Genomic DNA, 8,659 nt, shown 5'->3' with positions numbered 1-8,659 from the left:
ATTTGTAACCGTAATCCTGAGCGTGCAGAAGCCTTGGCGGCTGAGCTGCGTAACCCTAACCGCCGTGTCGAAGTCAGAACATTACAAGAGCTGCCGCAAGTATTGGGAGAGGCCGATATAGTCAGTAGTTGTAGTGGCAGTATGGATTTGTTGATTGATAAAACCATGACTTTGCAGGCATTAAAGCGTCGTCGTTATCAGCCGATGCTGATGATTGACTTGGCAGTTCCGCGTGATATTGATTCGACCATTAGCCGTATTGATGATGTTTATCTGTACTCTGTCGATGATTTGCAGCACGTGATAGCCGGTAACATCGAGCAGCGCAGGCAGGCGGCAGTTGATGCAGAGTTGCTCGTCAGTCAGTTAGTGGTTGAGATGGATCGCAGCTTTCAGGTGCGTCAAGTGGGCAAAGACATTCAGCAGTATCGTGCGCGTACGCATGACCAAGTGGACAAACTCCTACATGAGTCCATTGCTAAATTACAGCAAGACAATGCCAGTCCAGAGGACATCATAACCGAGCTGTCACGTCGTCTGACGCAGACGCTGACCCATGCACCGTCTAAGCTGATGCGCAAAGCTGCCCGTGAAGGGGACAGTGAGTTGCTAGACTTTGTGGTTTCTGGGTTACAAGACGCCCACCGCAGCCGTTAAACTGTCCACTGCATCGTTCACTAAACACGGGTTGGTTTTTTGATAGATTACCCCCTATAATCGATAGGGCGAAAAACACACATTGTACTAATTCAAAAACCCGACAACGAGCAAGGAGCGTCCCATGACTGCATTACGTCAAGATATTGATCCAAACGGCTTATTAGAATATTCAGTGGTCTATACTGACCGCGCCCTAAACCACATGTCAAAAGTCTTTCAGCAAGTCATGAACGACTTATCTAGCGACCTAAAATCAGTCTATAACGCTGATGCCGTCGCCATCGTTCCAGGTTCTGGTACGTATGGTATGGAAGCGGTGGCACGTCAACTGGCCAATGATGAAGACTGCCTGATTATTCGTAACGGTTGGTTTAGCTATCGCTGGACGCAAATCTTAGAAAAAGGCAAAATTGCCAAGTCGTCTACGGTATTGACTGCCAATCGTGAAGAGGGTGATACGCCAAAGCCATTTTCTCCAGTCGCTATCGACGAAGCTGTTGCCAAAATTAAAGCTGAAAAACCAGCGATGGTTTTTGCCCCGCACGTTGAAACCTCATCTGGCATCATCCTATCAGAAGACTATATCAAAGCATTGGCTGAAGCTGTTCATAGCGTTGGCGGCCTATTGGTCATTGACTGTATCGCTTCAGGTTGCATCTGGCTCGATATGAAGGACTTGGGCATTGATGTGCTGATTAGCGCGCCGCAAAAAGGCTGGAGCAGCACACCGGGCGCAGGCTTGGTCATGTTAAGCGACGCTGCCGTACAAAAAGTAGATAGCACTGAGTCCGATAGTTTTAGTATTGACCTAAAGCAGTGGCTAAACATCATGCGCGCTTATGAAAATGGCGGTCATGCGTACCATGCAACGATGCCAACCGATAGCTTACGTCAGTTTCGCGATACCGTTAGCGAGGCCAAAGAAGTTGGCTTTGAGACATTGCGTGATGCGCAGTGGCAATTGGGCAAGCGCATTCGTGAGGTGCTCGAAGCCAAAGGTATAGAAAGCGTTGCGGCGAAAGGTTTTGAAGCGCCAGGCGTGGTTGTGTCTTACACTGACCGTGATGACATGCACAAAGGTAGCGCCTTTGCTGAAGCTGGCGTGCAAATCGCTGCTGGGGTTCCGTTAAAAGTAGGCGAGCCTGAGAACTTCAAGACCTTCCGCTTAGGTCTGTTTGGTCTCGATAAATTGACCGATGTCGATGGTGCGGTACAACGTTTTGAAAAAGCGCTTGATGAGGTATTGGCTAAATAGTGTAAACAATTACCACATTAATGAAGCTGTTTTTAGCGTAAAAAGAATACTGAGCCTGTTTCATATGGGTTCAGTATTTTTTACCTATTTATTATATTTTATAATATAATGTATTTATATAAAACGAATGTTAAGTTTGCATTTAATAAAAATTGGCTTAGGTAAATATTATGAGTATACAAATAGACTGGCAGGCATTTACGCCAATCTCATTGGTAGGCGGTCTGATGCTAGGGGTGGCGACCGTTATTCTGCTATTGGGTATTGGTCGTATTGCGGGTATTAGTGGTATTTTCTCAAGTCTTTTAAAGCCCAAGCGCGTAGAGATGTGGCAAGTTTTATTCATCGTGGGTTTGGTCATTTCTCCATTATTATATAAATTGGCAAGACCGCTGCCTGATGTCGAGGTCAGCACATCTTTACCTTTGTTAATTGGCGCAGGTTTGCTGGTCGGTTTTGGCACGCGTTTAGGTTCAGGCTGTACTAGCGGCCATGGTATCTGCGGTAATGCGCGACTGTCACCACGTTCGATGGCGGCGACGGTGACCTTTATGTTTTTTGGTATCGTGACCGTTTATATCGGTCGGCATGTACTAGGGCTGCTGTAAATAATGAGTAGCATAGCTATTCGGTAAACGTCTACTAGCTAGCAGATAAATAGCAAGTAACGGCTAAATAGCGCTCAAAAGTATGGCAGAAACCGCATTTAATACGATGAACACAAGATAATAGCGAGACACAACAATGCTAAAAAATATAATTGGATTACTGGCAGGGTTATTATTCGGCTTTGGACTGCTGATATCAGGCATGACCGACCCTGTTAAAGTACAAGGCTTTTTGGATGTCTTTGGTGCTTGGGATATTTCTCTGGCACTGGTGATGGGTGGCGGTCTAGCGGTAGCGATAGTCGGCGTGCAGTTGGCTAGACGTCAGCGTATTAGTTGGGTAGGAGATGACATTGAAATGCCCACTAAAACTAAGATAACCAAGAGACTGGTGATTGGCGCGATGCTATTCGGTATCGGTTGGGGTTTGGTGGGGATTTGCCCAGGACCAGGAATCGTGCTGCTTGGTACAGGACAGTGGCAGGCTTATGTCTTTATCCCAGCGATGATAATCGGTATGCTGGTTTATCAATGGCTTGAACCAAAGCTTAATTAGTATGGGCTTGCGTAATAATAGCCAAGCAAAAAGGTCAGCCTACATTCATTAGGCTGACCTTTATTATGCTCAATTAATTATTATAAAAAAATCTTATATTGCACTTTTTATGTAGCACTTGGGCTGACTTTTGGCGTTTCGTGAGCCAATGATTTTGCCGCCTGACGCAGCTCAAACTTCTGTACTTTACCGGTGCTGGTTTTTGGTATTTCAGCAAAGATAATATATTTAGGTACTTTAAAGCCAGCCAAATGCTGCTTGCAATGCGCCATCACATTATCGCGTTGCAAGGTGCTACCAGCATGAATCTCGATAAAGGCGACAGGCACTTCGCCCCATTTATCATGTGGTGCGGCGACAACAGCACAGCTTTGCACTTCAGGCATTTTATATAAGACGTTTTCGACTTCGATACTAGAGATATTTTCGCCACCTGAGATGATGATGTCTTTTAGCCTGTCCATGATTTTGATATAACCGTCAGGGTATTTGACGCCCAAATCACCGGTGCGGAACCAACCGTCGGCAAAGGCTTCTTCGGTCGCTTTACGGCTTTTTAGATAGCCTTTCATTACCATATTACCGCGCAGTGCCAGCTCGCCCATCTCTTCGCCATCAGCAACAACCGGCTCAGTGGTGCCTTGTTTAAAAAGCTCAAAGCCTGTCATCAAATGTGACGTCACACCTTGGCGTGATTTCTTTTGCGCACGAGCAGCGACATCAAGCGCATCCCATTCTTGTTGTTCAGCGCAGACAGTGACCGGTCCATAGACTTCGGTGAGACCATAAACGTGCGAGATATGAAAGCCCATTGCTTCCATGGCGGCAAGCATGGTTTCAGACGGCGGCGCACCAGCGACCCAGCCTTTAACTTCATGATTAATGGCTTCTTTATATTCAGGTTTGCCGCCAGCAATTATATTATGTACCACAGGCGCTGAGCAATAATGCGTGACTTGATGCTTGGCAATCAGCTGCAAAATCAAATCAGCGTCAATCTTACGCAAGCAAACGTTGACGCCCGCGCGCTCAGCGATGGTCCATGGGAAACACCAACCATTACAGTGGAATAATGGTAGCGTCCATAGATACATCGGGTGCTTGGGCATGTCCCAATCTAAAATGTTGGAAACGGCATTGAGCGTCGCACCGCGATGGTGATAGACCACGCCTTTGGGTTTGCCAGTGGTGCCAGAGGTATAGTTGAGTGCGATAGCATCCCATTCATCTAATGGTTTTTCCCAATTATCCAAACTGTCTGAGCTGGCGATTAATTCTTCATAGCTCATACTACCAAAACGCTCGATATCGAGCGCTGCATCGGTTGCATGAATCACGATTAGATTGGGAAAAGCTTCATCAATCATCTCAGCATGCTCAGCAAACTCGCTATCTAAGATTAATACTTTGGCTTCTGAGTGTTGCAGACAAAAACTTAACGCATTGATATCCAGTCGAGTATTAAGCGTACAAAGTACACCGCCTGACATGGGTACGCCAAAAGCGCATTCGACCATCGCTGGGGTGTTAGGCATCATCACTGCCACCGTATCATTTTTATCGATACCCAGTTTGCGCAGACCGTCAGCCAATTGACGACAACGGTCATAAGTCTGTTGCCACGTTTGTGTGAGGTTATTGTGTTCTAAATCGTCATAGAGGATGGCGGTTTTATCAGGATAAACCTGTGCGCTACGAATGATGAAGTCAATAGGGGTAAGCGGTTGATGGTTGGCCGCATTTTTGCCAAGACCTGTGTGGAAGTCTGTCATTAGGATAGTCCTTTATCGTATTGCTAGTATTCGATGGTGCAGGGATTTAGCGAAGCGCTTGCTAATATCCAGTAAAGCCCATGATTGGCTTGATACCTGGTTTATTTATACAACAACTTTAAGCAGCGACGCCTTAACCATTATAGCCAATCGCACTAAAATTTGGGCAGGTTTTGTGGGGTTTACTTAACCAAATAGCATAAAATTGATGGATAAATGGTGCTGTTAATCATTCGCAGTAATATATTGCTCACTCATCAGTCGTTTGTCCGCATAGCTGATAATAATAGCGGTGTGTTAGGATAACGGTAATACTAAATCCCACAGTTGAGCAATTTTGAAAATCCTGATTGTTTTTAAATCACTTAACTGTATTTATGACGCCTAACTCTTTTTAGAAATAGTCCCCAACCATTCATAAGGAAAATGATATGACCGCCAGCCGCACCGCCAACACCATTGAGACTGCTAGCACCAACGAACACTATCCGCACTTATTTGAGCCACTTGATTTGGGTTTTACTAGCCTTAAAAACCGTTTGGTCATGGGCTCGATGCATACCGGACTTGAAGACCGTTTTTATAACTATGGCAAGCTTGCTGCTTATTTTGAAGAGCGTGCAAAGGGCGGCGTGGCAATGATGATTACGGGCGGCATCTCACCCAATCGTGAAGGGTGGTTGCTACCAGCTGGCGGTACCATGAATACCAAAATGGACGTCATCAACCATCAGCGCGTTACTCGTGCTGTGCACAAGCATGACAGCAAAATTATCATGCAAATCTTGCACAGTGGTCGCTACGGTTATCATCCGTTTATCGTTTCTTCTAGCCCGATTAAATCCCCTATTACGCCGTTTAAACCACGTAAAATGAGCATCAAAAACATCGAGCAAACGGTCGAGGATTTTGCTCGTTCAGCTCGCCTTGCCAAGCAAGCGGGTTATGACGGTGTTGAAATCATGGGCTCAGAAGGCTATTTGCTCAATCAGTTCTTATCGCGTCACGTCAACAAGCGTACCGATAAATACGGCGGTGACATTGAAAATCGTATGAGGTTTGCGGTAGACGTGGTCAAAGCCGTACGTAAAGCGGCAGGCGAAGACTTTATCATTCTCTTCCGTTTGTCAGTGATTGACTTGGTCAAAGACGGCAATGTCATGGACGAGGTTATTACTGTCGCCAAAGCGCTAGAAGAAGCGGGCGTCACCATTATGAATACCGGCATCGGCTGGCATGAAGCGCGTGTACCGACGATTGTCACCAGCGTCCCGCGCGCCGCCTTTGTTGATTTCACCGCTGAGATTAAAAAGCACATCAGTATCCCAATGATGGCGGCCAACCGTATCAACATGCCAGAGACGGCAGAGGATATCGTCGCCAATGGTCAAGCCGATATGATTCAAATGGCGCGTCCGTTCCTAGCTGATGCGCATTGGGTCAATAAAGCCAAAAACGGTCAGACGGATCGCATCAATACTTGTATCGCCTGTAACCAAGCGTGTCTTGACCATACGTTCGAAAACAAACGCTCGACTTGTCTGGTCAATCCGCAAGCCTGCTACGAGACGGAATTGGTTTATAAGAAAACCAAAAAGCCGAAAAAAGTCGCAGTCATCGGTGGTGGTGTTGCTGGTATGTCAGCAGCTCACGTCGCCGCGTTACGTGGGCATGACGTTACCTTATTTGAAGCAAAAGACATCTTAGGCGGTCAGTTTAACTATGCCAAAGTCATCCCTGGTAAAGAAGAATTCTTTGAGACCATTCGCTACTATATCAATGAGCTTGAGCACTTAGGCGTTGAGATTAAACTCAATACTAAGGTTGATAAAGCGATGCTAGAGAAAGCGAAATTTCATCATGTCATCGTCGCGACAGGCGTAGTACCAAGAAGCCTAGAAGGCAAGCTAGAAGGTGCTGAGCTGCCACAAGTCATCAGCTATGCTGAATTGCTGTCTGGTGAAAAATCAGTCGGCGAGACTGTCGCGGTCATCGGTGCAGGCGGTATTGGCTTTGATGTCAGTGAATATCTCACCGCCAACCATGGTCAATCACTAGATGAAATCGGTCCTGACGCGCTGAAAGACCCAAGCTACCGCACCACGCCGCAGTCTATCAGCGAGTGGCGTGAAGAGTGGGGCGTGACCTCTGATACAAGTTACCAAACGGATGGCGGCTTGATTAAACCTGAAGCCATTAAGCCGGTTCGCCAAGTGTACTTGATGCAGCGTACCAAAGGTCGCTTGGGCAGTGGTCTCAATAAAACCTCTGGCTGGGTGCATCGCGCCCATATCAAATCACACGGCGTCATCCAAGTCGCTGGCGTGCAGTATGATAAAATCACCAACGAAGGCATTTGGGTCACCAACGGTCAAGGTCAAAGCCAGTTGCTCCGTGTCGATAGCGTGGTGGTTTGCGCCGGTCAAGAATCCGTCGTTGAGTTGATGCCAAACGTTGGCGATGCGCCAGACGCGCAATACCATCTCATTGGTGGTGCAAAATTGGCCGCTGAGCTAGATGCTAAACGCGCCATTCGTGATGGGGCAGAGGTTGCGGCGAGTATTTAAAAGTTTAATTCTTCATATTTTATAGATAATAAGAGCTAAACATAATGTTCAGCTTTTATTATCATATTAGTATTAGCAAAGAATCAATACGATATACTATCTAGGACCGCAAGTTCTAATACCCTGAGTATCTGGAGTGCTAATAGTCAATGCAGTAAACTTATCATCTCCATCAAAAAATACCGTAACGGAATTTCTCTTTTGGTCTGAGTTTGGACTATCAGCTTTAACTTCATTAGTGCTTGTAAACTGGTTCTGGAATTTATTATCAGAATCTAAAACGCGGAAACTGAGGACTAAAAAATTATTGTTTTTAAAGTCCGAACCATAGTAAACCATGTCATCTACATGTAATGAATTATCATCATCGATGTAAATCTCTCTATTAGTTCTAGGGCCGCCATTACCTGTAATAACATCACCGCGATTAGCATAATCAATACACTCTACATTTATAGTTTCATCCACGTATTTACTTAAAATGTTACCTATGTTATCTGCGAAGTAGCTAGAATTACTGAAAGTAATAGGGCAAGTATAACCAATCATACCAAAATCATTGTCGGTCTTTTCACTTATAGTGATGATTTCTGAACGCAAATCTTCATCATAACTGATAGAAGAGAGAGAATATTTTGATTCCTCTGGGGGAGTAATTAGAAAAACATCGTGATTTAGAACGTCCTCTTTGAGAATTTGAATACTACCTTTATCGTTATTATTGTATAAAGTGTCACCATCGATTTTTATTCCAGATTTGTTAATCATCAAAGTTTTATTTATCGTTTTGGTCTCTCCAAGTGCAACAACCTGTTCGCAAGTAAGACTGTAACTACCAGCGTAACCTCTATTTAGAGCATCCCCTAATATATTTGAAGTAAAAGAAGGGTTTGGAACTGGATCGGGGTTTGGATCAGGGTTCGGATTTGTTATTTCAGGTGGTATACTGTCTGAAACATTAGTATTTGAAGAATCACTATCTGATCCACAACCAACTAGTGATGCTGCTAAAGCTATCACTAAAAAATTAACCTTTAAATTCATAATTTCATACTCGATAAATGTTTTGTATTTTATAAGAGCAATATATTATGCTATAGATTTTTGTAAAGCAACCCCACTCTCAACTTCGAAAGTGATTGAAAAAAGAAGAGCACCTCACTAATCTATTGTTTTCGACCAAGAATACAATGGAGTTGTGAGATGCCCATAGACGAATTTATCATCAATATCTATTTAAT

At 44.8% G+C, this 8,659-nt stretch carries 6 protein-coding genes and 1 pseudogene; 5 read left to right on the top strand and 2 right to left on the bottom strand.

Annotated features, from left to right (window positions below):
- From QL919_RS13815 to QL919_RS13800, 4 genes and pseudogenes are all read left to right on the top strand, one after another.
- A pseudogene (locus tag QL919_RS13815) lies at positions 1–657 on the top strand (glutamyl-tRNA reductase); the annotation flags it as partial.
- A gap of 124 nt (positions 658–781) precedes the next feature.
- Positions 782–1,915 carry an aminotransferase class V-fold PLP-dependent enzyme gene (locus tag QL919_RS13810; RefSeq protein WP_290190054.1) on the top strand — a complete coding sequence of 378 codons (1,134 nt, stop codon included), beginning with the start codon at positions 782–784 and terminating at the stop codon, positions 1,913–1,915.
- Between the two features lie 170 nt (positions 1,916–2,085).
- Positions 2,086–2,523, top strand: a complete 438-nt coding sequence (locus QL919_RS13805) for a YeeE/YedE family protein (protein WP_290190053.1) — start codon at positions 2,086–2,088, stop codon at positions 2,521–2,523.
- Positions 2,524–2,659: 136 nt separating this feature from the next.
- Positions 2,660–3,079, top strand: a complete 420-nt coding sequence (locus QL919_RS13800) for a YeeE/YedE family protein (protein ID WP_290190052.1) — start codon at positions 2,660–2,662, stop codon at positions 3,077–3,079.
- Positions 3,080–3,186: 107 nt separating this feature from the next.
- Here QL919_RS13800 and QL919_RS13795 read toward each other — a convergent pair whose 3' ends face one another.
- Entirely contained in the window at positions 3,187–4,851 is a 1,665-nt protein-coding gene (locus QL919_RS13795) for an AMP-binding protein (protein WP_290190051.1), read from the bottom strand.
- A 431-nt stretch (positions 4,852–5,282) separates the two neighbouring features.
- Between QL919_RS13795 and QL919_RS13790 the strand changes: the two genes are divergently transcribed.
- The gene (locus QL919_RS13790; protein WP_290190050.1) at positions 5,283–7,418 is read left to right on the top strand and encodes an NADPH-dependent 2,4-dienoyl-CoA reductase; all 2,136 of its coding nucleotides are present in this window, start codon (positions 5,283–5,285) and stop codon (positions 7,416–7,418) included.
- A gap of 96 nt (positions 7,419–7,514) precedes the next feature.
- Here the strand turns inward: QL919_RS13790 and QL919_RS13785 are convergent, their stop codons facing one another.
- Positions 7,515–8,462, bottom strand: a complete 948-nt coding sequence (locus tag QL919_RS13785; protein ID WP_290190049.1) for a hypothetical protein — start codon at positions 8,460–8,462, stop codon at positions 7,515–7,517.
- Between the last annotated feature and the right edge of the window lie 197 nt (positions 8,463–8,659).

The organism is Psychrobacter sp. APC 3426 (genome assembly GCF_030408035.1).
Classification (GTDB): Bacteria; Pseudomonadota; Gammaproteobacteria; order Pseudomonadales; family Moraxellaceae; genus Psychrobacter.
The sequence above is the reverse complement of the archived record's forward strand: the minus strand, read 5'-3'. Positions and strand labels throughout refer to the sequence as shown.